This is a genomic window from Pseudomonas syringae (genome assembly GCF_002157375.1).
Lineage (GTDB): Bacteria > Pseudomonadota > Gammaproteobacteria > Pseudomonadales > Pseudomonadaceae > Aquipseudomonas > Aquipseudomonas syringae_T.
Genome location: NZ_MTSA01000012.1, coordinates 97,183 through 120,415 on the forward strand (window position 1 = coordinate 97,183; position 23,233 = coordinate 120,415).

The 23,233-nt window shown below is 58.7% G+C and carries 23 protein-coding genes; 18 read left to right on the forward strand and 5 right to left on the reverse strand.

The annotated features are described in order from the left end of the window. The first annotated feature begins 145 nt into the window (after positions 1–145). The 6 genes from tilS to ispD all read left to right on the forward strand — a co-directional run bounded on the left by tilS (position 146) and on the right by ispD (position 6,858). The gene (gene tilS / locus BW686_RS16430) at positions 146–1,483 is read left to right on the forward strand and encodes a tRNA lysidine(34) synthetase TilS (RefSeq protein WP_084918639.1); all 1,338 of its coding nucleotides are present in this window, start codon (positions 146–148) and stop codon (positions 1,481–1,483) included. A gap of 263 nt (positions 1,484–1,746) precedes the next feature. Further along, a complete protein-coding gene (locus BW686_RS16435; protein ID WP_084918640.1) occupies positions 1,747–3,378 on the forward strand; it encodes a CTP synthase in 1,632 nt (543 codons plus the stop codon). A gap of 14 nt (positions 3,379–3,392) precedes the next feature. Then, the gene (kdsA, locus tag BW686_RS16440) at positions 3,393–4,238 is read left to right on the forward strand and encodes a 3-deoxy-8-phosphooctulonate synthase (protein WP_084918641.1); all 846 of its coding nucleotides are present in this window, start codon (positions 3,393–3,395) and stop codon (positions 4,236–4,238) included. A gap of 141 nt (positions 4,239–4,379) precedes the next feature. Next, a complete protein-coding gene (gene eno / locus BW686_RS16445) occupies positions 4,380–5,666 on the forward strand; it encodes a phosphopyruvate hydratase (RefSeq protein WP_084918642.1) in 1,287 nt (428 codons plus the stop codon). A 189-nt stretch (positions 5,667–5,855) separates the two neighbouring features. Then, positions 5,856–6,134 carry a cell division protein FtsB gene (ftsB, locus tag BW686_RS16450; protein ID WP_005891859.1) on the forward strand — a complete coding sequence of 93 codons (279 nt, stop codon included), beginning with the start codon at positions 5,856–5,858 and terminating at the stop codon, positions 6,132–6,134. Positions 6,135–6,147: 13 nt separating this feature from the next. Then, a complete protein-coding gene (gene ispD, locus BW686_RS16455) occupies positions 6,148–6,858 on the forward strand; it encodes a 2-C-methyl-D-erythritol 4-phosphate cytidylyltransferase (RefSeq protein ID WP_084918643.1) in 711 nt (236 codons plus the stop codon). 6 nt (positions 6,859–6,864) lie between these two features. Here ispD and BW686_RS16460 read toward each other — a convergent pair whose 3' ends face one another. Next, positions 6,865–7,761: a LysR substrate-binding domain-containing protein gene (locus BW686_RS16460; protein ID WP_084918644.1), complete on the reverse strand. Its 897-nt coding sequence runs from the start codon at positions 7,759–7,761 to the stop codon at positions 6,865–6,867. Positions 7,762–7,865: 104 nt separating this feature from the next. On the opposite strand from BW686_RS16460, the gene BW686_RS16465 reads away from it, so the two are divergent. The 8 genes from BW686_RS16465 (at position 7,866) to rpoS (ending at position 15,089) form a co-directional block, all read left to right on the forward strand. Next, positions 7,866–8,978: an S-(hydroxymethyl)glutathione dehydrogenase/class III alcohol dehydrogenase gene (locus BW686_RS16465; protein ID WP_084918645.1), complete on the forward strand. Its 1,113-nt coding sequence runs from the start codon at positions 7,866–7,868 to the stop codon at positions 8,976–8,978. A gap of 85 nt (positions 8,979–9,063) precedes the next feature. Continuing rightward, a complete protein-coding gene (gene fghA, locus BW686_RS16470) occupies positions 9,064–9,909 on the forward strand; it encodes an S-formylglutathione hydrolase (RefSeq protein WP_084918646.1) in 846 nt (281 codons plus the stop codon). A gap of 53 nt (positions 9,910–9,962) precedes the next feature. Next, the gene (ispF, locus tag BW686_RS16475; protein WP_084918647.1) at positions 9,963–10,436 is read left to right on the forward strand and encodes a 2-C-methyl-D-erythritol 2,4-cyclodiphosphate synthase; all 474 of its coding nucleotides are present in this window, start codon (positions 9,963–9,965) and stop codon (positions 10,434–10,436) included. Beyond that, entirely contained in the window at positions 10,433–11,491 is a 1,059-nt protein-coding gene (gene truD / locus BW686_RS16480) for a tRNA pseudouridine(13) synthase TruD (RefSeq protein WP_084918648.1), read from the forward strand. The genes ispF and truD overlap by 4 nt, the downstream gene beginning before the upstream one ends. Then, entirely contained in the window at positions 11,479–12,228 is a 750-nt protein-coding gene (gene surE / locus BW686_RS16485) for a 5'/3'-nucleotidase SurE (RefSeq protein ID WP_024671828.1), read from the forward strand. The genes truD and surE overlap by 13 nt, the downstream gene beginning before the upstream one ends. 41 nt (positions 12,229–12,269) lie before the next feature. After that, positions 12,270–12,905, forward strand: coding sequence for a protein-L-isoaspartate(D-aspartate) O-methyltransferase (locus tag BW686_RS16490; protein ID WP_179149296.1), 636 nt, complete (start codon positions 12,270–12,272; stop codon positions 12,903–12,905). A gap of 206 nt (positions 12,906–13,111) precedes the next feature. Then, complete coding sequence (locus BW686_RS16495; protein ID WP_084918650.1) at positions 13,112–13,978, forward strand: peptidoglycan DD-metalloendopeptidase family protein; 867 nt, start codon at positions 13,112–13,114, stop codon at positions 13,976–13,978. A gap of 103 nt (positions 13,979–14,081) precedes the next feature. Next, entirely contained in the window at positions 14,082–15,089 is a 1,008-nt protein-coding gene (gene rpoS / locus BW686_RS16500; protein WP_084918651.1) for an RNA polymerase sigma factor RpoS, read from the forward strand. Positions 15,090–15,639: 550 nt separating this feature from the next. Here the strand turns inward: rpoS and fdxA are convergent. Continuing rightward, positions 15,640–15,963 (reverse strand): ferredoxin FdxA, encoded by a 324-nt coding sequence (gene fdxA / locus BW686_RS16505; RefSeq protein ID WP_004657930.1) that lies wholly within the window; start codon positions 15,961–15,963, stop codon positions 15,640–15,642. 246 nt (positions 15,964–16,209) lie between these two features. Next, positions 16,210–18,777, reverse strand: coding sequence for a DNA mismatch repair protein MutS (gene mutS / locus BW686_RS16510; protein ID WP_179149297.1), 2,568 nt, complete (start codon positions 18,775–18,777; stop codon positions 16,210–16,212). A 274-nt stretch (positions 18,778–19,051) separates the two neighbouring features. Here mutS and BW686_RS27165 point away from each other — a divergent pair, with 274 nt between their 5' ends. From BW686_RS27165 to recX, 4 genes are all read left to right on the forward strand, one after another. Next, positions 19,052–19,177 (forward strand): hypothetical protein, encoded by a 126-nt coding sequence (locus tag BW686_RS27165; protein ID WP_256898714.1) that lies wholly within the window; start codon positions 19,052–19,054, stop codon positions 19,175–19,177. A 95-nt stretch (positions 19,178–19,272) separates the two neighbouring features. After that, positions 19,273–19,773: a CinA family protein gene (locus BW686_RS16515; RefSeq protein WP_084918653.1), complete on the forward strand. Its 501-nt coding sequence runs from the start codon at positions 19,273–19,275 to the stop codon at positions 19,771–19,773. Between the two features lie 93 nt (positions 19,774–19,866). After that, a complete protein-coding gene (gene recA, locus BW686_RS16520) occupies positions 19,867–20,931 on the forward strand; it encodes a recombinase RecA (protein WP_024644417.1) in 1,065 nt (354 codons plus the stop codon). A 5-nt stretch (positions 20,932–20,936) separates the two neighbouring features. Then, positions 20,937–21,404 carry a recombination regulator RecX gene (gene recX / locus BW686_RS16525; RefSeq protein WP_084918654.1) on the forward strand — a complete coding sequence of 156 codons (468 nt, stop codon included), beginning with the start codon at positions 20,937–20,939 and terminating at the stop codon, positions 21,402–21,404. 4 nt (positions 21,405–21,408) lie between these two features. Here recX and BW686_RS16530 read toward each other — a convergent pair whose 3' ends face one another. Together BW686_RS16530 and BW686_RS16535 are read right to left on the reverse strand one after the other, a co-directional pair. Beyond that, positions 21,409–22,515 carry an LOG family protein gene (locus BW686_RS16530; RefSeq protein ID WP_084918655.1) on the reverse strand — a complete coding sequence of 369 codons (1,107 nt, stop codon included), beginning with the start codon at positions 22,513–22,515 and terminating at the stop codon, positions 21,409–21,411. 192 nt (positions 22,516–22,707) lie between these two features. Continuing rightward, entirely contained in the window at positions 22,708–23,124 is a 417-nt protein-coding gene (locus BW686_RS16535; RefSeq protein ID WP_084918656.1) for a quorum-sensing-regulated virulence factor family protein, read from the reverse strand. Positions 23,125–23,233 lie beyond the last annotated feature (109 nt).

Genomic DNA, 23,233 nt, shown 5'->3' on the forward strand with positions numbered 1-23,233 from the left:
GGCAATGATGATCGGCGCCCCTGTTGCTCTCACGCCTTGCGGGCTTCTGCCCGAAGGGCGTGGGTGCGAACGTGTTCGCGAAAGCGCTGGCTTGAGCATTGAAGCCGTCAGTGTGCGAATCAGCGAAGCCCCGTGAGGCATACCGATGACCACGTCGACACACAGCGGTCATGACCTTCCTGCCAGGCTTCTTCAAGCGCTGGCCCCTTGGCGCAATGCGCTCGCCTGGCATGTCGGCTTCTCCGGCGGCCTGGATTCCACGGTGCTGTTGCACCTTCTCGCGTCACTCTCCCGGTATGAGCCCCTGCCTGTTCTGCACGCAATCCATGTTCATCACGGTTTGCAGGCGGCTGCCGATGCATGGCCTGAGCATTGTCAGCAGGTTTGTCAGGCGCTGGGTGTGTCGTTCGAGCGGGTGGACGTAAAGGTGGAAGCCGGTGCGAGCGTCGAGCAGGCGGCGAGGCAGGCGCGCTATGCCGCGTTCACTGACCGGCTGGGGAGCGGAGAGGTGCTGCTGACTGCGCAGCACCGGGACGATCAGGCCGAAACCCTGTTGTTCCGCCTTCTGCGCGGCGCCGGTGTGCGTGGTCTGGCCGCCATGCCCGTGCAGCGCGCTATCGGTCGTGGGCATCTGGTGCGGCCGTTGCTGACGGTATCGCGCGCGGAGCTGGAAGCCTACGCGCACGCAAACGGCCTGAGCTGGGTGGAAGACCCCAGCAATGGCGATGATCAGTTCTCGCGCAACTTTTTGCGCAATCAGGTCGTGCCCTTGTTGACGTCCAGATGGCCGCAAACGACTGCCAGCCTGTCACGCACCGCGGTTCATCTCGGCGAAGCTCAGCAGCTGCTCGACGAGCTGGCGCAGCTGGACCTGGCAAGCGCGCAGGCCACCACACCTTTTGCCTGGCTGGGTTTGCCAGTGCTGGCACTCAAGCCGCTTGTCGAACTGTCCGCCGCACGGCAGCGCAACGCATTGCGCCATTGGCTGGCGCCGCTGACCCGTTTGCCGGACACCGACCACTGGGCAGGTTGGGAGGCATTGCGCGACGCGGCACAGGATGCTCGTCCGCTGTGGCGACTTGTCGATGGCGAGCTGCATCGGGCGCAAGGCTGTATCTGGTGGCTGCCCGCTGGCTGGGCACAGGTATTTGACGGTGTTACGAGCTGGCTCAACGTGAATGACGCACTGCATCTGCCAGGCAACGGTCGCGTGAAGCTGGAAGGGGAGGCCCCGTCTGGAGTGCTGGACATACGCTATCGACAGGGCGGTGAGGTCATGCAAATCGATGGGCGCGGCAGCCGTGACCTCAAGCGGCTGCTCAATGAGCAGTCAGTACCGGCATTTATGCGCGGCAGATTGCCGCTGCTTTATCGCGACAACGTGCTGTTGGCCGTCGCCAACCTGCCCGGACTGGACGGTTCGCCCAATGAACGCTGGCGTTTGCGCTGGGTTGCACCGCCCCGCGACCAAAGTTTGAGCTGAAAGGTCCTTTCGGGTAGACTACGCTCCCTTCTTGATACAACTTCTGTTGGTTCTTTTGAAACAACGCAAGTTACCGGTTACCAACCCGTGTTTACTGGGTAATTCTTAAAATGTAGCGCATAACGCACTGGCTCTGGCCGGTCGGTTTCAACGCAGCAGTTTCGGGAGTACACCGTGAATTTTGTCGGTAATCGGAGGCTTCGGCCTTCCTTCGCTTTCCCCGGCGGCTCTGACCGCTTTAACGCAGACTTCTAGGGTTTTTCATGACGCGCTACATCTTCGTCACGGGCGGTGTTGTTTCTTCATTGGGGAAAGGCATTGCCTCGGCTTCACTGGCGGCCATCCTGGAGGCGCGGGGACTCAAGGTCACCATGCTGAAACTGGATCCCTACATCAACGTGGACCCAGGCACCATGAGCCCGTTCCAGCACGGAGAGGTGTTCGTCACCCACGACGGCGCTGAAACCGACCTGGACCTTGGTCACTACGAGCGGTTCATCCGCACCACCATGACCCAGAACAACAACTTCACCACTGGCCGTGTGTACGAACACGTCCTGCGCAAAGAGCGCCGTGGTGATTATCTGGGCGCGACCATTCAGGTCATTCCGCACATCACCGACGAGATCAAGCGCCGCATCATCAAGGGTGCAGGCGATGCCGATGTGGCACTGGTCGAGATCGGCGGTACGGTCGGTGACATCGAGTCGCAACCGTTCCTCGAAGCCATCCGTCAACTGCGCTTCGAAGTCGGCGCACGCCGCGCGATGCTCATGCACCTGACGCTGGTGCCGTACATTGCCACTGCTGGCGAGACCAAAACCAAGCCGACTCAACACTCGGTGAAGGAATTGCGCTCCATCGGTCTGCAGCCTGATGTCCTGGTCTGCCGCTCCGATCACCCGATCGACATTTCTTCGCGTCGCAAGATCGCTCAGTTCACCAACGTCGAAGAGCGTGCGGTCATCGCCCTCGAAGACGCGGACACCATCTACAAGATCCCGGGCATTCTGCATTCGCAGGGCCTGGACGATTTCGTGGTCGAGCGCTTCGGCCTGCAATGCGGCGGTGCCGACCTGTCCGAGTGGGACAAGGTGGTCGACGCCAAGCTCAACCCGGAACACGAAGTCACCATCGCGATGGTCGGCAAGTACATGGAACTGCTCGACGCCTACAAGTCGTTGATTGAAGCCATGAGCCACGCCGGCATCACCAACCGCACCAAGGTGAACCTGCGTTACATCGACTCCGAAGACATCGAGAATCAGGGCACCGGCCTGCTGGAAGGCGTGGACGCCATCCTGGTTCCTGGCGGTTTTGGTCTGCGCGGCGTTGAAGGCAAGATCACGGCGGTTCAGTTTGCGCGTGAAAACAAGGTTCCGTACCTGGGCATCTGCCTGGGTATGCAAGTTGCGGTCATCGAGTTCGCCCGTAACGTGCTGGGCTGGAAAGACGCCAACTCGACCGAGTTCGATCGTACCAGCGCGCACGCCGTGGTCGGTCTGATCACCGAGTGGGAAGACGCTACTGGCGCAGTCGAAACCCGTACCGAAAGCTCCGATCTGGGCGGCACCATGCGTCTGGGTGCGCAGGAATGCCAGCTGGAAGCCGGTTCTCTGGTACACGACTGCTACAGCAAGGACGTGATTGTCGAGCGTCACCGCCACCGCTACGAAGTGAACAACAATCTGCTGCCGCAACTGATCGAAGCCGGTCTGAAGATTTCCGGCCGCTCCGGTGACGGCGCGCTGGTTGAAGTGGTCGAAGCGCCGGATCATCCGTGGTTCGTCGCTTGCCAGTTCCACCCGGAATTCACTTCCACGCCACGTGACGGGCATCCGCTGTTCAGCGGCTTCGTCAAAGCAGCACTGGCTCAACATCAGAAAAACTCCTGACAGGGACTTCAGACATGGCTCAGAAAATCATCCGCGTAGGCTCGATCGAGATCGCCAACGACAAGCCTATGGTGCTGTTCGGCGGCATGAACGTCCTCGAGTCCCGGGATATGGCCATGCAGGTCTGTGAAGAGTACGTCAGGGTGACCGAAAAGCTCGGCATCCCTTACGTGTTCAAGGCCAGCTTCGACAAGGCCAACCGTTCCTCGGTGAACTCCTACCGTGGGCCGGGCCTTGAAGAAGGCATGCGTATTTTCGAAGAGGTCAAGCGCACCTTCAACGTGCCGCTGATCACTGACGTACACGAGCCTCATCAGGCGGCCGTTGTGGCGGAAGTCTGTGACATCATCCAGTTGCCGGCGTTTCTGTCGCGCCAGACCGATCTGGTCGTGGCCATGGCCAAAACCGGCGCAGTCATCAACATCAAGAAAGCCCAGTTTCTCGCGCCTCAGGAAATGAAACACATCCTGACCAAGTGCGAAGAGGCGGGTAATGATCAGTTGATTCTCTGCGAGCGTGGTTCCAGCTTCGGTTACAACAACCTGGTGGTGGACATGCTCGGCTTTGGCATCATGAAGCAGTTCGAGTACCCGATACTGTTCGACGTGACCCACGCCCTGCAAATGCCGGGTGGCCGCTCCGACTCTGCCGGGGGGCGTCGTGCCCAGGTGCTCGATCTGGCCAAGGCCGGCATCAGTCAGAATCTGGCCGGTCTGTTTCTTGAAGCCCATCCGGACCCTGACAACGCCAAATGCGATGGCCCTTGCGCCTTGCGTCTGGACAAGCTGGAGCCGTTTCTGGCCCAGCTCAAGTCCCTGGATGAACTTGTCAAAAGTTTTCCGATCGTAGAGACCGCTTGAGCAGGGTTCTCCGGTAAAGTGCCGTTCCCCGTCATTCGTGACGGGGTTGTTGCATTCAGGGCTGCCTTTTTCTGCGTCTGAATGCGGGCATCGTTTTTTTCCAGCTGCGTCGTTTTCGTCAATCTTGGAGTGTTTACAACAATGGCAAAAATCGTCGACATCAAAGGTCGTGAAGTTCTCGACTCACGTGGCAACCCTACTGTAGAAGCCGATGTGCTCCTCGATAACGGCATCATCGGCAGCGCCTGCGCGCCGTCGGGTGCGTCAACCGGCTCGCGCGAAGCGCTGGAGCTGCGTGATGGCGACAAGAGCCGTTACATGGGCAAGGGTGTTCTGAAGGCTGTTGCCAACATCAATGGCCCGATCCGCGACCTGCTTCTGGGTAAAGATCCGGTTGATCAAAAGGCCCTGGACCACGCGATGATCGCGCTGGACGCCACCGAGAACAAGGCAAGCCTGGGCGCGAACGCAATCCTGGCTGTCTCTCTGGCTGCGGCCAAGGCTGCTGCACAGGATCAGGACCTGCCGCTGTACGCGCACATCGCCAACCTCAATGGTACGCCGGGCGTGTACTCCATGCCGGTGCCGATGATGAACATCATCAACGGTGGCGAGCATGCCGATAACAACATCGACATCCAGGAATTCATGATCCAGCCGGTCGGCGCCAAGAGCTTCGCCGAAGGCCTGCGCTGGGGCACCGAGATTTTTCATCACCTCAAGGCGGTACTCAAGGCGCGTGGCCTGAACACTGCGGTCGGCGACGAAGGTGGTTTCGCTCCGAACCTGGCCTCCAACAAAGAAGCACTCGACGCTATCGCCGAAGCCGTGGCCAATGCAGGTTACACACTGGGCACCGACGTGACCCTGGCGCTGGACTGCGCGGCGAGCGAGTTCTACAAGAACGGCAAGTACAAACTCAGCGAGGAGGGCGAGTACAGCGCTGCCGAGTTCGCCGAATACCTTGCCGAGCTGACGCGCAAGCACCCGATCATCTCCATCGAAGACGGTCTGGACGAGTCTGATTGGGACGGCTGGAAAATCCTGACCGACAAGATCGGCGAGAAGGTCCAACTGGTCGGTGATGACCTGTTCGTGACCAACACCAAGATTTTGAAAGAAGGCATCGACAAGAAGATTGCCAACTCGATCCTGATCAAGTTCAACCAGATCGGCACCCTGACCGAAACGCTCGAAGCCATTCAGATGGCCAAAGCCGCCGGTTACACCGCCATCATCTCTCACCGCTCCGGTGAGACTGAAGATTCCACCATTGCCGACCTGGCGGTGGGCACCTCGGCTGGCCAGATCAAAACCGGCTCGCTGTGCCGCTCCGATCGCGTTTCCAAGTACAACCAGTTGCTGCGCATCGAAGAGCAATTGGGTTCCAAAGCTGTGTATCGTGGTCGTGCCGAGTTTCGCGGCTGAGCCATAGATGGTAAAAAGACGCAGAGCGCTGCCGAGAGTCGAGTCACCTGACTGGCCTTCGCAGCTCTGATGCTGACGCTCCGCGGTAATCTGGAGTGATTGAGCCTGGCTTATGTCAGGCTCAATGCCCTCAGTCATTTGTTCTTCACGTTGGCTCTGCTGTTTTTTTACTGGGTACCTGATATTTCAATGCGCAGTCCTAACTGGTTGTTCCTCGTCCTGCTCTTGTTGCTGGGTGGCTTGCAATACCGTCTTTGGGTCGGTAACGGCAGCCTTGCGCAAGTGGCCAGCCTGACTCAGCAGATTGCCGACCAGCACGCTGAGAATGAGGTGCTGCTTGAGCGCAATCGCGTGCTCGATGCTGAGGTCATGGAGTTGAAAAAGGGCCTTGAAACCGTTGAGGAGCGTGCCCGGCATGAATTGGGCATGGTCAAGGACGGAGAAACCCTTTACCAGCTCGCGCAATAATCAAGTGGGTGCGATGACAGATTTCCTTCCTGCCTTCTGGGCAGTGATACCTGCGGCGGGCATCGGTGCCCGTATGGCAGCCGACCGTCCCAAGCAATACCTGCAACTGGGCGGCCTGACAATTCTTGAACACAGCCTGCTCTGTTTTCTGAATCACCCCCGACTCAAGGGGCTGGTGATCAGCCTGGCGGTGGACGACCCTTACTGGGCTGAACTGCCCTGTGCGCATGACTCGCGTATCCAGCGGGTAAAAGGCGGCAGCGAGCGTTCGGGTTCGGTACTCAACGCGCTTCTGCATTTGCATGCGCAGGGGGCGAGTGACGAGGACTGGGTGTTGGTGCATGACGCCGCACGCCCGAACCTCGCACGCAGCGATCTGGACAATCTGCTGGGTGAGCTGGCGAATGATCCCGTCGGCGGCCTCCTGGCGGTGCCGGCTCGCGATACCCTCAAACGAGCCGACAGCCATGGTCGGGTGGCCGAGACCGTGGATCGAAGCCTGATCTGGCAAGCGTTCACGCCGCAGATGTTTCGCCTTGGCACGTTGCATCGCGCCCTGGCTGACAGCCTGGTGTCGAATGTCAGCATCACCGACGAGGCCTCGGCCATCGAGTGGGCAGGGCAGTCACCGCGTCTGATTGAAGGGCGCTCCGACAATATCAAGGTCACTCGTCCCGAAGACCTTGAGTGGTTGCGCCAGCGTCGTAAAGAGTTCGACCGCTAGCCGAGGCTATTGGCGATATTCATCCTGCATCGCCAGCCCTTCTTTCAGGTAATCGACCAGCTTTCGCACCTTGGGTGACAGGTGGCGTTGTTGCGGGTACAGCGCCCAGACGGCCGTGTTGGGCGGCTGGTGGGCGTCCAGCAGGGAAACCAGCGCTCCGTCCTTAAGGTGCCTTTGCACGTAATAATCCGGCAGCTGACACAGACCGATCCCGTGCAGCGCCGCGTCCAGCACCGCCTGGCCACTGTTGCAGCGCCAGTTCCCCTGTACTCGCTGAGAAAACTCCCGACCATTCTGCTGCAATTGCCAGGTATCGCTGCCCCCGATCAGGCAGTTGTGACGGCTCAGTTCCGACAGGCTGTGAGGCCGTCCATAACGTTCGAGGTAGGACGGCGAGGCGCACACGTACATCTTGCGCGGCGCAATACGGGTGGCGACCAGACGCGAATCCTGTAATCGACCCAGACGAATCGCCAGGTCCATTCCTTCATGCACAAGGTCCAGCGTGTCGTTGCTCAGCTCGATGTCGACGCGCAGTTGTGGATACAGGTCCATGAAGCGCGTGACCAGTGGCGTGATGAAGCGCTCGCCGTACGCCACCGCGCAGGTCATGCGCAACAGTCCTTTCGGCTCGCTGGCCAGATCACCGACAGCACGCAGCGCCTCTTCGCGCCCGTCCTGCAAGCGCTGGCAGTGGTGCAAAAACGTCTGGCCGGCTTCGGTCAGCGCGACCTTGCGCGTGCTGCGGTACAGCAGTCGAGTCTGCAAGCGCTCCTCAAGACGCACGATCTGTCGGCTGACGTGAGACGAAGAGACGCCCAGGCGCAGCGCCGCCGCCGTGAACTGCCCGCATTCAGCGACGGCGACAAATTCGTCCAGACCTTCCCAGCGATTGGTGTACATCTATTATCCCTGTACAGCATTAATGTTTTGCTTTTAGCCGCATTACTCGTCAATTGGCACTGTACTACACTGCAAACCTTGTTTTTACCCGTCGGAGAAAATTGATGATCAAGTCACGCGCTGCTGTCGCCTTTGAAGCCAAGAAGCCACTGGAGATCGTTGAAGTCGATGTCGCCATGCCCAAAGCGGGAGAAGTGCTGCTCAAAGTAGTGGCATCCGGCGTCTGTCACACGGATGCGTACACGCTGTCCGGGGCTGACCCCGAAGGGATTTTCCCGTCGATTCTCGGTCATGAAGGCGGCGCTGTTGTCGAGGCCGTGGGTGAAGGTGTGACCTCGGTGGCGGTCGGTGATCACGTCATTCCGCTGTACACACCGGAATGCCGACAGTGCAAATTCTGTCGTTCCGGCAAGACCAACCTGTGTCAGTCGATCCGTTCGACCCAGGGCAAGGGCCTGATGCCGGACGGCACGACACGTTTCTCCTACAAGGGCGAGCCGATTTTCCATTACATGGGCACCTCGACCTTTTCCGAATACACCGTGCTACCGGAAATCTCGGTGGCCAAAATCGACAAGAACGCACCGCTGGAAAAAGTCTGCCTGCTGGGTTGCGGCGTCACCACCGGTATCGGCGCAGTGCTCAACACCGCGAAGGTCAAGCCGGGCGATACCGTGGCGATCTTCGGTCTGGGCGGCATTGGCCTGTCTGCAGTGATCGGCGCGGTCAAGGCCAAGGCGGCCCGGATCATCGCCATCGACATCAACCCGGCCAAGTTCGAGATCGCCAGGCAGCTGGGCGCTACTGACTGCGTCAACCCGAAAGACTTCGACCGTCCGATTCAGGAAGTCATCGTCGACATGACGGACGGTGGCGTCGATTTCTCCTTTGAATGCATCGGCAACGTGCAATTGATGCGTGCGGCACTGGAGTCGTGCCACAAGGGGTGGGGCGAGTCGGTGATCATCGGCGTGGCGGGTGCCGGTCAGGAAATTTCCACACGTCCGTTCCAGTTGGTGACCGGTCGCGTCTGGCGCGGTTCGGCGTTTGGCGGTGTGCGTGGTCGTACCGAGCTGCCGAGCTATGTCGACATGGCGCAGACCGGCGAAATCCCGCTGGATACGTTCATCACCCACACGATGGGCCTGGAAGACATCAACAAAGCGTTCGACTTGATGCACGAAGGCAAAAGCATTCGTACCGTCATTCATTTCTGATCGAAAGCGGCGAGCGGTCAGCTTCACGCGGCACAAGGGTTGAGTGCCCGCCTGAAGCTGATGGTTTGTCACGGGAGGACTTTGCATGCCGTTGGAAAACATTTCGTGTCAGAAAAGCTTCGGTGGCTGGCACAAGCGTTACAAGCATCATTCCCACGTGCTGGGCTGCGACATGGTGTTTGCCGTTTACCTACCGCCGCAGGCCGAGCAGGGCGTCAAGTTGCCCGTGTTGTACTGGCTGTCGGGCCTGACCTGCACCGACGAAAACTTCATGCAGAAAGCGGCAGCCCTGCGATTTGCAGCGGACCTGGGCATGATCATCGTTGCGCCTGATACCAGCCCGCGCGGCGCCGATGTACCGGATGACCCCGACGGTGCGTGGGATTTCGGCCACGGTGCCGGTTTTTACCTGAATGCCACCGAACAGCCTTATGCGCGGCATTATCAAATGCACGACTACGTGGTCAAGGAATTGCCCGCACTGGTCGAAGCGCACTTTCCTGCGTCCCAGGCCCGTAGCATCAGCGGTCATTCGATGGGCGGTCACGGCGCGCTGGTGTGTGCCTTGCGCAACTCGGGCCGTTACAAATCGGTGTCGGCATTTTCACCCATCAGCAACCCGATCGATTGCCCGTGGGGGCAAAAGGCTTTCTCCCGATACCTGGGTGAAGACCGTTCCCGCTGGCGCGAGTGGGACGCCAGTGTGTTGATGGCAGAGGCCACGGAAAAACTGCCGACCCTGGTTGATCAGGGTGATCGTGACGATTTCCTGGTCAATCAGCTCAAACCCGAGGCCCTGCTTCAGGCCGCCAAAACCGCGCATTACCCGCTGACGCTGAGGATGCAGCCCGGTTATGACCATAGCTATTTCTTCATCGCCAGCTTCATCGAAGACCATCTCAGGCATCACGCCGAAGCCTTGAACAGCTAACGCGCGCCAAAGCAGGTAGAATCACGCCCTGTCTTTTTTCAGGGCGTTTTTTTATGCGTATTGGTCATGGCTATGATGTGCATCGTTTTGCCGAAGGCGATTTCATCACCTTGGGCGGCGTGCGGATTGCACACGGTTTCGGCCTGCTGGCCCACTCCGATGGCGATGTCCTGTTGCACGCCTTGAGCGATGCGCTTCTGGGGGCCGCGGCACTGGGCGACATCGGCAAGCACTTCCCTGATACCGACCCGCAATTCAAGGGTGCCGACAGCCGCGTGCTGCTCCGGCATGTGCTGAAGCTGATCCACGGCAAAGGCTGGAAGGTCGGTAACGTCGACGCCACCATCGTGGCTCAGGCGCCGAAAATGGCCCCTCATATTGATGCCATGCGTGCGCTGATCGCCGAAGACCTGCACGTGGACCTGGATCAGGTGAACGTGAAAGCCACGACCACCGAAAAACTCGGTTTTACCGGACGTGAAGAAGGCATTGCCGTGCATGCCGTCGCGTTGTTGCTGCCCGCATGACCGAACTGGAACTGTTGGGGCCGAGAGCCTACGGCGATGCGCTGGGTTGTGCAGCCCTCAAAGCCACGGCTGAAGATTTTCAGGTGGACGAAGTGCTGGATATCCCCCTGTCGGGCGACGGCGAACACCTGTGGTTGTGGGTCGAGAAGCGCGGTCTGAACACCGAGGAAGCCGCTCGTCGACTGGCCCGTGCGGCGGGCGTCCCATTGCGCACGGTCAGTTACGCCGGTCTGAAGGACCGTCAGGCTCTGACCCGCCAGTGGTTCAGTATCCAGCTCCCGGGCAAAGCCGACCCTGACCTGGCGGCGGCCCAGGACGAGACCCTGCGGATTCTCGAAAGCGGTCGGCATCGGCGCAAGTTGCAGCGCGGTGCTCACGCAGCCAATGGCTTCACCCTCAGGTTGACTCAGCTGAGCGCTGACAAAGACGCGTTGAATCAGCGTCTTGAAACAATTGCCCGGCAGGGCATCCCCAATTATTTCGGCGCGCAACGTTTCGGCTATCAGGGCGGCAATCTGGGCGAAGCCCGCGATTACGCCAACCGTCAGGCGCTGCCGGAGCAACGTGCAGTGCGCTCGCGACTGTTGTCCACGGCGCGTAGCTATCTGTTCAACCGGGTGCTGGCGGCGCGGGTGGCAGATGGCAGTTGGCAGCAAGCCCAGGTGGGTGATCTGCTGGCATTCACTGACAGCCGGAGCTTTTTTCCGGCCGGAATCGACGAGTGCAGCGATCCTCGCCTGGCGATTCTCGACCTGCATCCCACCGGCCCGCAATGGGGTGAAGGCTCTTCGCCAGCTAGCGGTGCGACGGCGGTGCTGGAAAACGCCATTGCCTGTGACGAGTCGGCACTGCGTGACTGGCTGGTCAGGGCAGGGATGGAGCACGAACGTCGCATCCTGCGACTGCCCATTGGGCGGCTGACGTGGCATTATCCCGAGTCTGACATTCTGCAACTGGAATTCGTCCTTCCGCCCGGATGCTTCGCCACTGTTTTGGTGCGTGAACTCGTGGATCTGGTGCCGGTTGGGCAGACGGACAGCTCATGCGTATTCTGATATCAAATGATGACGGGGTGACTGCACCTGGTCTTGCGGCGCTGTATGCAGCGCTGGCCGATTACACCGAATGTGTGGTGATCGCGCCTGACCAGGACAAAAGCGGGGCCAGCAGTTCACTGACACTCGACCGGCCGTTACACCCGCAAACACTGGCCAACGGCTTTATCAGTCTCAACGGCACGCCGACCGATTGCGTGCATCTGGGGATTCATGGCCTGTTGGAACGTGAGCCGGACATGGTCGTGTCGGGCATCAACCTGGGGGCCAATCTGGGTGACGATGTGCTGTATTCGGGCACCGTGGCCGCAGCCCTCGAGGGACGTTTCCTGCAGCGCCCGTCGTTTGCCTTTTCGTTTCTCTCACGTCAGCCGGATAATCTGGCGACGGCGGCGCATTATGCGCGTTTGCTGGTCGAGGCCCATGAGCAGCTCGACCTGCCACCCCGTACGGTACTGAACGTGAATATTCCAAACCTGCCGCTGGAGCACATCCGTGGCATTCAACTGACCCGATTGGGGCACCGTACCCGTGCCGCAGCGCCGGTGAAGGTCGTCGATCCGCGTGGTCGTGCCGGTTACTGGATCGCGGCTGCAGGCGATGTCGAGGATGGCGGAGCCGGCACCGATTTCCATGCGGTCATGCAAGGTTACGTCTCGATCACACCGTTGCAGCTGGATCGAACTTATCAGGACGGTTTCAGTAGCCTGAACCACTGGCTGGAGGGCCTGCGTTGATGTCGCGTGATCAGGATGATCTATTGCGTCGCGGGATCGGGATGACCTCGCAGCGAACCCGCGAGCGCCTTATTCAGCGCCTCTGTGAAGAAGGCATTTCCAACGAGCGCGTGCTGGACGTCATCCGCAAGACGCCCCGGCACCTGTTCGTTGATGAAGCGCTGGCGCATCGCGCCTACGAAGACACGGCGTTGCCCATCGGCCATAACCAGACGATTTCGCAGCCTTATATGGTTGCACGAATGAGTGAGTTGCTTCTGGCAGCCGGTCCGCTGGACAAGGTCATGGAGATCGGCACGGGGTCGGGGTATCAAACGGCAGTGCTGGCGCAGTTGGTAGAAAGGGTTTTTTCGGTCGAGCGCATCAAAGTGCTTCAAGACCGCGCCAAGGAGCGGCTGGTCGAACTGAACCTGCGCAACGTGGTTTTTCGCTGGGGCGACGGCTGGGAGGGGTGGCCGGCACTGGCGCCTTACAACGGCATCATTGTGACGGCCGTGGCAACCGACGTGCCACAGGCGCTGCTCGATCAGCTCGCTCCCGGTGGTCGGCTGGTCATACCGGTAGGCGCTGGCGAAGTTCAGCAATTGATGCTGATCATCCGTGAAGAAAACGGGTTTTCCCGGCACGTATTGGGCGCCGTGCGCTTCGTTCCGCTGCTCAACGGGCCGATTGCCTGAAGATTGTCTGCGGCAACGAGTGAATTCTGGCGCCAGTCATCGGTCTACACCGCGCGGCCGATAATGTTAGATTGCCTGATGGCGTCACGTCATGCAGCTTATTGATACATAACAACGTTTTTCCGCGGTTAATCACGGGCTGCCGTCGCTCTTACGACACAATAGGCATCTTTTTTGAATTCAGTCACCAGTAAAGGGAGTGGCGGGTGAGTCTCACAGTCATTCAGCAGCTCAGGTCTTCAAAAAGTTATCAGCGTCTGGTGATTGGCATTGTTCTCAGTGTCCTCTTGGTCGGCTGCTCCAGCTCGCCCTCGGGCGGCGTTCGCGTGGTTGATCGCAATGGCAATGCAGTTGCCCAGCGTCCGACAGTGACCACGGGTCAATATGTGGTCAGGCGGGGCGATACGCTTTTTTCTATTGCATTTCGTTACGGCTGGGACTGGAAAGCCTTGGCGGCCCGCAATCAGATTCCGGAGCCGTTTACCATCAAGCCGGGTCAGACGATTCGCTTTGATGGTCGCTCACCGTCAACACAAGGTGTAGCGTCGGCGTCCGGATCGGGACGTCCTGTCACCTCTACTTCAACCAGCACCAGCAGTTCTGGCTCGGTCAAAACCACCGTCATGTCCAAGCCTGTCGAGGTTGTACCTGTGGTGATACCTCCCTCTGCGACCACCGCCACAGGCCCGGCCGGCCGGTCTCCGACGGGTTGGACCTGGCCATCTAGTGGCATATTGATAGGAAAATTTTCCTCAAACGGCAGTTTGAATAAAGGAATTGATATCGCTGGTGATTTGGGACAGCCTGTTTTGGCAGCGTCTGATGGTTCAGTTGTTTACGCCGGAAGTGGATTACGGGGCTACGGCGAATTGATCATCATCAAACACAGCGATACCTACGTCAGTGCCTACGGTCATAATCGCAGGCTATTAGTACGGGAAGGGCAACAGGTCAAGGCAGGGCAGACGATTGCCGAAATGGGGTCAACAGGAACTGACCGGGTGAAACTGCATTTTGAGATTCGCCGCCAAGGGAAACCTGTAGACCCGCTGGGATTCTTGCCACGTCGTTGATAGTTGCCAGCCTGTTCCTGGCGTAATAGGAACAGGCTCAAGTGTTGCCATGGAACCAGGCGGCGCTGGAGCTTGAGGTCGAACTCACCAAAGGACTAAAACAATGGCTCTTGGCAACGAAGCGCCGGAGTTTGACATCGATGATGAAGTGCTCCTTATGGAAGCCGGCATTGTCCTGAAGGAAGCGTCAAACGAGAAGCAGCCTGCTGCTGCCTCGGGACGCACCAAGGCCAAGCCATCAACATCGCTCAAACAACACAAGTACATTGACTATACGCGGGCGCTCGACGCTACCCAGCTGTACCTCAATGAAATCGGTTTCTCTCCTCTATTGTCCCCGGAAGAAGAAGTTCATTTTGCGCGCCTGTCGCAAAGTGGAGACCCGGCCGGGCGCAAGCGCATGATTGAAAGCAATCTGCGGCTGGTGGTTAAAATTGCCAGGCGTTATGTCAATCGTGGTCTGTCATTGCTTGATCTGATCGAGGAGGGCAACCTGGGGTTGATCCGGGCGGTCGAGAAGTTCGATCCTGAACGTGGCTTCCGCTTTTCCACCTATGCCACCTGGTGGATTCGTCAGACCATCGAACGGGCAATCATGAATCAGACCCGGACCATCCGGTTACCGATTCATGTGGTCAAGGAGCTGAATGTCTACCTGCGTGCAGCCAGAGAGCTGACCCAGAAGCTGGACCATGAGCCGTCTCCTGAAGAAATCGCCAACCTGCTGGAAAAGCCGGTGGGTGAGGTCAAGCGCATGCTGGGCCTGAATGAGCGTGTATCGTCAGTGGATGTCTCGTTGGGGCCTGACTCGGACAAGACCCTGCTTGATACATTGACCGATGACCGTCCGACCGACCCGTGCGAGCTTCTGCAGGATGTCGACTTGTCCCAGAGCATCGACCAGTGGCTGTCCGAACTGACCGAGAAACAGCGTGAGGTGGTTATCCGCCGCTTCGGCCTGCGCGGTCATGAAAGCAGCACACTTGAAGATGTAGGGCTTGAGATCGGGCTGACGCGCGAGCGTGTAAGGCAGATCCAGGTCGAAGGTCTCAAGCGCCTGCGTGAGATCCTTGAAAAGAACGGTTTGTCCAGCGAGTCACTCTTCCAGTAACGTCCCCCCCTGCAGCGTCACCACAAGGCCGATATAACACTTGATGTGTGTATCGGCCTTTTTATATGTCTTCCGTCATTTTAATTCCTCGTAAAGCGCCTCTGTATCGTGCGAATGCAGTCGGAAGAAATCAGTGAGGGCGGGTGAAGAGTGCTTGCGCTTTGTAATCCATCGCGTACGGCTGCTGTAAGTCATTAAGGTATTGAGGGTGAGAATTGCGGCCAAGCGTCGTTTCAAACCCCTTCAACAGGCTGATTTCAAAGCGATTGTCTTTTCGGCGGGCATGATCGCGGAAATATTCAGGAGCGTTTCGGGTGTTGCTCTCCGACGTCAAATCTCTAATATCGAAGCTGTGCCAACGGACCGGCACAGGCCATCAAGGATGAAGGTCAGGGACATCGCGGGACGCGATTCATCAGGACGATGACAAGGGAATACAGGGATTAGGGAGAAAATGTGGGCGGGTCATACCGCCCCTTTTTTTGCCCGTCAAACAGCAAAACCGACTTAACAAAAAGGCCCTCTGAAGGGCCTTTTGTCTGTCTGGAATCTAGCGCTCCAGATCGGCGATCTTGCCAGGCTTGCCATCCCACTCTGCCGCATCCGGCATGGCGTCTTTCTTTTCGGTGATGTTGGGCCAGACTTCCGCAAGTTCTGCGTTGAGCTCGATGAAGTTCTCCATGCCGGCCGGGATCTCGTCTTCCGAGTAAATGGCCACCGCAGGGCATTCAGGCTCACAGAGCGCGCAGTCGATGCACTCGTCCGGGTGAATCACCAGGAAGTTCGGGCCTTCGTAAAAGCAGTCCACCGGACAGACTTCTACGCAGTCGGTGTACTTGCACTTGATGCAGTTGTCGGTGACGACGAAGGTCATTTCTAATTTTCTCCTCAGGCGGCTGCAGCAGAGCCCTTCCAGACAGGGTTGCCAGGTTCGGGAGAATTCCCGGCCCTATGAAAACACGTGCTTTTGATCAGTGGCCTTGAAGCAGTCTTGCTGCGTCGCGTGCCACCTACATTAGGTTCGCTGCGTTTTCACGCGGCTCGAAAAACACCCCGGCCAGGCTAAAAGCCGAGAGCATCCCAAACCGCGCGGGATTCTAACAGCTTGTTACGGTTCGCGTCACAGACGAGTTTGCAATGTGTAAAGCAAGTCCAGCGCCTGTCGCGGGGTCATGTCGTCAACCTTGATTTTCGACAGTTCATCCAGCACCGGGTGAGGCAGGCTTGCAAACATGTCGCTCTGCTGCGGGGCGGCAGGTTTTCCGGGTTTGGCGCGCGGCTGCTCGTGAGGAAGGCTGGTGGTTTCCAGGCGCTGCAGATGCTCTTTGGCGCGCGTGATGACTTTTCCCGGAACGCCGGCCAGCTGTGCCACCGCCAGACCGTAGCTCTGGCTTGCAGGCCCGGGCAGCACGCGGTGCAGGAACACGATCCGTTCATTATGCTCGGTGGCATTCAGATGCACATTGTTCACCAGCGGCTCGCTTTCCGGCAGGACCGTCAGCTCGAAATAATGCGTCGCGAACAGTGTGTAGGCACGCAGTTGCGCGAGGCATTCGGCCGCGGCCCATGCCAGAGACAGGCCGTCGAACGTGCTGGTGCCGCGCCCCACCTCGTCCATCAAGACCAGGCTTTTATCGGTGGCGTTGTGCAGGATGTTCGCTGTTTCACTCATTTCGACCATGAACGTCGAACGGCCACCCGCCAGATCGTCACTGGAGCCGATCCGGGTAAAGATCCGGTCCACCAACGACAGTTCGCAACTGGCAGCGGGTACGAAGCTGCCGATGTGGGCCAGCAGCACGATCAGCGCGGTCTGGCGCATGTAGGTCGATTTACCGCCCATGTTCGGGCCGGTGATGACCAGCATGCGCGTGCTGTCGTCGAGTGCCAGGTCGTTGGCGACGAAAGGCGTGCTCAACACCTGTTCCACGACAGGGTGACGACCTTGCTCGATGCGCATGCAAGGCTCGGTGACGAAGCGTGGGCAGTTCAGATCGAGGTTGAGCGCGCGTTCCGCCAGGTTGCTCAACACGTCGAGTTCGGCGAGCGCTCCTGCTGTGTCCTGAAGCGGCGCCAGATGGCCGATCAGGTCTTCGAGCAGCGCCTCGTACAGCATTTTTTCGCGTGCCAGTGCGCGGCTTTTGGCCGACAGCGCCTTGTCTTCGAACTCTTTCAGTTCGGGCGTAATGAATCGCTCGGCACCTTTCAGGGTCTGGCGACGTATGTAATCAGGCGGTGCCTGTTCAGCCTGTTTGCTGGGCAACTCGATGAAGTAGCCATGCACGCGGTTGTAGCCGACTTTCAGATGGCTCAGGCCGGTGCGGGCTTTTTCCCGGGCCTCCAGGTCGATCAGGAACTGACCGGCGTTTTCGCTCAGTGACTGCAAGTCATCCAGTTCGGCGTCGTACCCGGTCTTCAGGACGCCGCCGTCACGAATCACGGCGGGAGGGTTGTCGATGATGGCGCGTTGCAGCAGGTCAGCCAGTTCCGGGTACGTGCTGGCCGTCTTCGCCAGTTGTTGCAGGTGCGTCGTGTCCAGGTCTGCCATCGCCAGTTGCAGCTCGGGCAGGGCGCTCAGGGCATCGCGCAGGCGGGCAAGGTCGCGGGGCCGTGCGTTGCGCAGGCCGATACGCGCCAGAATCCGCTCGATATCGCCGATTTCCTTGAGCTGCGGTTGCAGGTGTTCGAAACGGTAGCGGTCCAGAAAACAGGCAATCGATGCCTGACGCGCTTGAAGAATCGGCAGATCGCGTAACGGGCGGTTCAGCCACCGGGTCAGCAGTCGTGTGCCCATCGCCGTCTGGCAACGGTCCATGACCGATTGCAGCGTGTTGTCGCGTCCCCCGGACAGGTTGATGTCCAGCTCCAGATTGCGGCGAGTGGCAGCATCGAGAATCACCGTGTCGTCAAGGCGCTCATGCCGCAGGCTGCGCAGGTGAGGCAGAGCAGTGCGCTGGGTTTCTTTGGCGTAGCCAAGCAGGCAACCGGCCGCACCAATGGCCAGCGTCAGGTTTTCGCATCCGAAGCCTTTAAGGTCCTGGGTTGAAAACTGCTGACACAGACTTTTATGCGCCGAATCACGCTCGAAATCCCATGGAGCACGACGCCGGGCGCCGCGGCGTTTTTCGGCTGGCAAACCTTGTGGCCAGTCATCCGGGATCAGCAACTCGACCGGATTGATGCGCTCAAGCTCGGCCAGCAGGTTTTCCCAGCCCTTGATCTCCAGCACGCTGAAGTTGCCGCTGGTGATATCCAGCACCGCAAGGCCGAACAGGCGCTCGTCACCCAGCACGGCTGCGATCAGGTTGTCCCGGCGCTCATCCAGCAGGGCCTCATCGCTGATGGTCCCCGGCGTGATGATCCGCACCACCTGACGATCCACCGGGCCTTTGCTGGTCGCCGGGTCGCCGATCTGTTCGCAGATGACAACTGATTCGCCCAGCTTGACCAGCTTGGCCAGATAGCCCTCGGCTGCATGGTAAGGAATACCGCACATGGGGATGCTCTGGCCTGCCGACTGACCGCGTGCGGTCAGGGTGATATCCAGCAGCTTGGCGGCTTTCTTGGCATCTTCGTAGAAGATCTCGTAGAAATCGCCCATGCGATAGAACATCAGTTGATCCAGGTGCTGGTTTTTGAGTTTCCAGTACTGCTGCATCATGGGCGTGTGTGAGGACAGGTCGGAAATTGCTTTATTCATCAGTGGCTTAGGCAAGTTCTTGAAAAGAGGGTGGGCAACCTTGAGGCATGACGGTCGGTCCCTCGTTGGATGAAGGGGCGTCTGCCGGGTATTTGCGATGGTCGCAAGGTTATCACGCACGATCAGGCGGTGCAGTTCTGGCGTGACGGCAGCTCATTGGTGACCAGGCGTTTCTCCGCAGCCCCTGACGCCGATTTGCCGTATAGACTTTGCTCGCTGCCACTCGATAAGCGACTGGCAACCTATAAAAAAGGATTTTTATATGAAAAACAAACGGGCCAGGGATTCCGTCAACGGGCGATTCATTCCCCTCGAAGAAGCCAGAAAAAGACCGAGAGAAACCACGGTGGAAACGGTCAAAAAACCCGAACGCAAAAAAAGCGACTGAACAATGAGTCATAAGAAGCCGCCGCGTTGCCTGGTCAGCGCGGCTGCTTTGCCAGCCAACTTTTACCGCCTTTTTGGCATGAACAGGACGATACCGTGGACGAGATAACCCGGCTCGCCGATGTGCTTGGCAAGCTTCTCAGCGCCATGAGCGCTCAAGTAACCACTGCCGAGTCCTGTACGGGCGGTGGAATCGCAGAGGCGATCACCCGCATCGCTGGAAGCTCGGCCTGGTTCGAGGCAGGTTACGTGACCTATTCGAATGCCCAGAAGACCAGGCAACTGGGCGTTCCAGATGCTTTGTTCGCGCAAGTCGGCGCGGTCAGTCAGCCAGTCGTTGAAGCGATGGTCAGAGGTGCCCAGCGTGAAAGTGGCGCGCGGTTCGCCGTGTCGGTCAGTGGCGTGGCCGGGCCGGGCGGTGGCTCGGTCGACAAACCGGTGGGTACGGTCTGGCTGTGCTGGGCGGACGCAGAGGCAGTCTTCGCGCAGTGTCGCCGGTTCGATGGCGACCGCGATCAGGTCCGCCGACAGACGGTCGAGGCCGCGCTACACGGGCTGATACAGCTCGCGCGTGGAGAAATGCTAAAACAGGGGTAGGCGCGCGCTCATCGCTGTGGAATAATACTGTCTACTTATACAGGTGTTGTGGCCATCAAGGCCCTAATTGAATTTGATTACGTGAGGACTTCAATGGACGACAACAAGAAGAAAGCCTTGGCTGCGGCCTTGGGTCAGATCGAGCGTCAGTTCGGTAAAGGTGCCGTGATGCGCATGGGTGACCATGACCGCCAAGCGATTCCTGCTATTTCCACCGGTTCGCTGGGGCTGGACATTGCCCTCGGTATCGGCGGCCTGCCAAAAGGCCGGATCGTTGAAATCTACGGTCCTGAATCTTCCGGTAAAACCACGCTGACCCTGTCGGTCATCGCGCAGGCCCAGAAAATGGGCGCTACCTGTGCATTCGTTGATGCCGAACACGCACTGGACCCGGAATACGCCGGCAAGCTGGGCGTCAACGTCGATGATCTGCTGGTTTCGCAGCCGGATACCGGCGAGCAGGCGCTGGAAATCACCGACATGCTGGTGCGCTCCAATGCCATCGACGTGATCGTTGTCGACTCCGTTGCTGCGCTGGTGCCGAAGGCAGAAATCGAAGGCGAAATGGGTGATATGCACGTTGGTCTGCAAGCGCGACTGATGTCCCAGGCGCTGCGTAAAATCACCGGTAACATCAAGAATGCCAACTGCCTGGTAATCTTCATCAACCAGATCCGCATGAAGATCGGTGTGATGTTCGGTAGCCCGGAAACCACCACCGGCGGTAACGCACTGAAGTTCTACGCTTCGGTACGTCTGGACATCCGCCGCACCGGCGCTGTGAAAGAAGGCGACGAAGTTGTAGGCAGTGAAACCCGCGTCAAGGTCGTGAAGAACAAAGTGGCTCCGCCGTTCCGTCAGGCCGAGTTCCAGATTCTCTACGGCAAGGGTATCTACCTGAACGGCGAAATTGTTGACCTGGCTGTTCTGCACGGCTTTGTCGAGAAGTCCGGTGCCTGGTATAGCTACCAGGGCAGCAAGATCGGTCAGGGTAAAGCCAACTCGGCCAAGTTCCTGGCGGACAACCCGGAAATCTGCAAGGCACTCGAGAAGCAGATTCGCGACAAGTTGCTCACCCCAGGCGTTGACACCAAAGCTGTCGGTTCCCGCGAAGCTGTTGTTGCCGATGACGTAGCCGAAGCAGACGCCGATATCTGATCCTCATGGTTGCTGTGCTTGATACACCTGTCGCCATACGGCGAACTGCAATGGACCTGCTCGCGCGACGCGAGCATGGTCGAGTCGAGCTGACGCGCAAACTGCGTCAGCGCGGCGCCCCTCCCGAGCTTATCGAAGCTGCTCTTGACCGGCTGGTCGAAGAAGGCCTGCTCTCTGAATCCCGTTACCTTGAAAGCTTTGTTTCCTATCGGGCGCGCTCGGGCTACGGCCCTGTTCGTATCCGGGAAGAGCTGAATCAGCGTGGTTTGCAACGCGCGGATATCGAACAGGCGCTCAAGGAATGCGGTGTGGACTGGCAGGAAAAACTTCAGGATGTCTGGCAACGCAAATTTGCCGGTGCGTTACCTGTGGATGCTCGGGAGCGTGCCAGACAGGGGAGGTTCTTGAGTTATCGAGGGTATCCGCTGGACATGATCGGCCGCTTGCTGAGCGGCCGTGGCGGCGATGACTGACAGATCAGAGCGTCTTTTGCGGCGCTTGAACGGTCATTGATCCATCTGCCCAGTTTTCCTTCAGGTTGATGTAATCAATCAGCTCACGAAGTCTGCCCTGGTTGCGCCCTGTGAAGGTGAACGCAAGCCGCGTCAGATGGCTGAATTGCGCCTCATCATGTTCTTCGCCCTGATAACCATGCTGATGGAAGTTTTCATTGATGCACAAGTCTCCGAACGCTTCCTGCAGATGCTCCAGGGCCTGCTCGCTGAGTGCGTGATGCATACGGATCACAAACTTGTTTTTCAGCCAGCGGCTGGAGTGGAAGTTGCCATAAAACTGATTGATCTCCTCCACCGCTTCGTCAGGGCTGTAAACCAGCCTCATCAGCTTCATGTCGGCTGGCAGGATGTAGTGATTGTCCTGCAACTGGTGCTTGATGAAATCCAGCGCGCCTTGCCAGAAACTGCCGCCAGGCGTGTCCAGTAGCACCACCGGCACCAGCGGGCTTTTACCCGTCTGGATCAGTGTCAGCACTTCCAGTGCTTCATCCAGTGTTCCGAACCCGCCCGGGCACAGCACCAGTGCATCCGCTTCCTTGACGAAAAACAGCTTGCGTGTGAAGAAGAAATGGAAGGGCAGCAGATTGTCGGTGCCATCAACGGTCGGGTTGGCGTGCTGCTCGAACGGCAGGGTAATGTTGAATCCCAGGCTGTGTTTGAGGCCTGCACCCGCGTGAGCCGCTGCCATGATGCCGCCGCCTGCGCCGGTAATGACCATCATGTCGGATTGCGCCAGTTTTTCGCCCAGCTCTCTGGCCTGTGCGTACAGCGGATGCTCTGTCGGGGTGCGAGCAGAGCCAAACACGGTGACCTTGCGGCGGCCCTTGAAACGCTCCAGTACACGAAAGGCTTTATCCAGCTCGCGCAGGGTTTGCAGCGTTATCTTGACGTCCCAGCGGTTGCGATCATCCTGGGCCATGCGCAGCACAGTCAGAATCATGTCGCGATACAACGGCAGGTTTCGCGTGCCGGGCGCCACTTCGTTGATGTGCGCTTCAATCTTGCCGGTCAGGTCGAGACCATTGCTTTGAAAGTGTCGGGATAGAAGATCGTCAGGTACATACGGCATTCGGGATTTCTCCTCCTGCAGAATCAATGGCCCCTCGGGGCGTGTTGAATCGATGATGTCCCGGTTTGCAGATAAAGGCTACCCATTCCCTGCTCGTTGTCAGGGCGGATTGGTTGCAGGATGTCTTGGCGTTGCAGAGGTGACGCGCCTGATGGCCAGGCGCGCGGGGAGGCTTTCGTCTATCGGGTGGGCTTACTGCTTGGGTTTGACCGTGCAGTCGGAGGCCTGGAAGGTCTGGGTCGCAACCGGGCGATTGGTCTTGTATTCGGTGAACTGATACTTGAGTACGGCGCCCTTGGTCATCAACTGGCGAAAGCCGTTGTTGTGGCAAACGCTGTTGCCCAGTTGATTGCGCATGACATCCGGATTGGCACGCATCTGCCGGGCCTGACCTTCACGCACGCTCAAGTGGTTGATCAACTGATTGCCGGTCACGGTATAACCCTGATCCAGAATGTCCTCGTTGATCGCTCTCGGCGTGCCGACACTGCTTTCCTTAGCGACTTTTTCCAGCATCTTGCTGAGTTCGAACTCCTGTTTCGACGCCGCCTGGGCGCACAGCGGAGCAACGAGCAAAAGCGTAAGGGTAGGTGCGATAAGGCGCAGCATTTAACTCTCCTGATTAAGTGGCTGGCCGTTGGACCAGCGACTTCAAAGTGCGTTCCGGGCAGCCTGCCGACCGTGCGGCGGGACTGTGGCGCAGCAGTATAGAGCAGGA

Excerpts from the sequence above, each read along its gene's own strand:
- fghA (WP_084918646.1), top strand. The coding sequence starts at position 9,064 with ATGCCGTTGGAAAACATTTCGTGTCAGAAAAGCTTCGGTGGCTGGCAC.
- recX (WP_084918654.1), top strand. The coding sequence starts at position 20,937 with ATGGTTGCTGTGCTTGATACACCTGTCGCCATACGGCGAACTGCAATG.
- surE (WP_024671828.1), top strand. The coding sequence starts at position 11,479 with ATGCGTATTCTGATATCAAATGATGACGGGGTGACTGCACCTGGTCTT.
- recA (WP_024644417.1), top strand. The coding sequence starts at position 19,867 with ATGGACGACAACAAGAAGAAAGCCTTGGCTGCGGCCTTGGGTCAGATC.
- BW686_RS16535 (WP_084918656.1), bottom strand. The coding sequence starts at position 23,124 with ATGCTGCGCCTTATCGCACCTACCCTTACGCTTTTGCTCGTTGCTCCG.
- BW686_RS16435 (WP_084918640.1), top strand. The coding sequence starts at position 1,747 with ATGACGCGCTACATCTTCGTCACGGGCGGTGTTGTTTCTTCATTGGGG.
- BW686_RS27165 (WP_256898714.1), top strand. The coding sequence starts at position 19,052 with ATGAAAAACAAACGGGCCAGGGATTCCGTCAACGGGCGATTCATTCCC.
- kdsA (WP_084918641.1), top strand. The coding sequence starts at position 3,393 with ATGGCTCAGAAAATCATCCGCGTAGGCTCGATCGAGATCGCCAACGAC.
- BW686_RS16490 (WP_179149296.1), top strand. The coding sequence starts at position 12,270 with ATGACCTCGCAGCGAACCCGCGAGCGCCTTATTCAGCGCCTCTGTGAA.
- ispF (WP_084918647.1), top strand. The coding sequence starts at position 9,963 with ATGCGTATTGGTCATGGCTATGATGTGCATCGTTTTGCCGAAGGCGAT.
- truD (WP_084918648.1), top strand. The coding sequence starts at position 10,433 with ATGACCGAACTGGAACTGTTGGGGCCGAGAGCCTACGGCGATGCGCTG.
- BW686_RS16530 (WP_084918655.1), bottom strand. The coding sequence starts at position 22,515 with ATGCCGTATGTACCTGACGATCTTCTATCCCGACACTTTCAAAGCAAT.
- fdxA (WP_004657930.1), bottom strand. The coding sequence starts at position 15,963 with ATGACCTTCGTCGTCACCGACAACTGCATCAAGTGCAAGTACACCGAC.
- BW686_RS16460 (WP_084918644.1), bottom strand. The coding sequence starts at position 7,761 with ATGTACACCAATCGCTGGGAAGGTCTGGACGAATTTGTCGCCGTCGCT.
- BW686_RS16465 (WP_084918645.1), top strand. The coding sequence starts at position 7,866 with ATGATCAAGTCACGCGCTGCTGTCGCCTTTGAAGCCAAGAAGCCACTG.
- ftsB (WP_005891859.1), top strand. The coding sequence starts at position 5,856 with ATGCGCAGTCCTAACTGGTTGTTCCTCGTCCTGCTCTTGTTGCTGGGT.
- rpoS (WP_084918651.1), top strand. The coding sequence starts at position 14,082 with ATGGCTCTTGGCAACGAAGCGCCGGAGTTTGACATCGATGATGAAGTG.
- eno (WP_084918642.1), top strand. The coding sequence starts at position 4,380 with ATGGCAAAAATCGTCGACATCAAAGGTCGTGAAGTTCTCGACTCACGT.
- tilS (WP_084918639.1), top strand. The coding sequence starts at position 146 with ATGACCACGTCGACACACAGCGGTCATGACCTTCCTGCCAGGCTTCTT.
- ispD (WP_084918643.1), top strand. The coding sequence starts at position 6,148 with ATGACAGATTTCCTTCCTGCCTTCTGGGCAGTGATACCTGCGGCGGGC.